Here is a 548-nt window from a genome sequence, read left to right as displayed (position 1 = left end):
GCATCAAGCAATACCCCATCGTGGAGTATCTTGAAAGGAAAGGCATCAAGCCTGTACGTAGAACATCAGTCTATGCGTTGTACCGCTCACCGCTGCGTGCAGAAACACATCCGAGTTTCAAGGTGGACACAGAGAAGAACCTTTGGATAGACTATGCCGAAGGCAGGGGCGGAAGTATCATCGACCTCTTTATGCGTTTGGAGGGCTGCACGCTATCGGAAGCCATTTGCCGTTTGGGACAAAACGCTTCCGAAAATACAACATATAATTCTTGTAAAGACTTCGTGCCAAATAATTTACAACCTGAAATGGCTGCAAATGGGGCAAGGAAAATAATAGAAGTATCAGATACCTTGCCGCCACATTTGCAGGAGTATCTTATGGAAGAACGCTGCATTGACATGGAAAAGGCAACGCCATTTCTTAAATGTATCACCTATGAGGTAAGGGGCAGGCGCTACCAAGCCATCGGCTTTGCCAACCTGTTGGGAGGATATGAGCTCCGAGACAATCACTCGTTCAAGGGAACGATAGCTCCGAAGGACATT

The 548-nt window shown here is 47.1% G+C and carries 1 protein-coding gene; it reads left to right on the top strand.

What is annotated here, in order from left to right:
• Positions 1-2 precede the first annotated feature (2 nt).
• Positions 3-548, top strand: a 546-nt coding sequence (locus tag HMPREF1640_RS11195) for a CHC2 zinc finger domain-containing protein (protein ID WP_231565908.1), incomplete at its 3' end; no start/stop codon positions are given.

The sequence above is a fragment of the Prevotella sp. S7-1-8 genome, assembly GCF_000758925.1.
GTDB lineage: Bacteria > Bacteroidota > Bacteroidia > Bacteroidales > Bacteroidaceae > Prevotella.
Note: the sequence above shows the minus strand (reverse complement) of the source record. Positions and strands in the feature narration are given on the sequence as shown.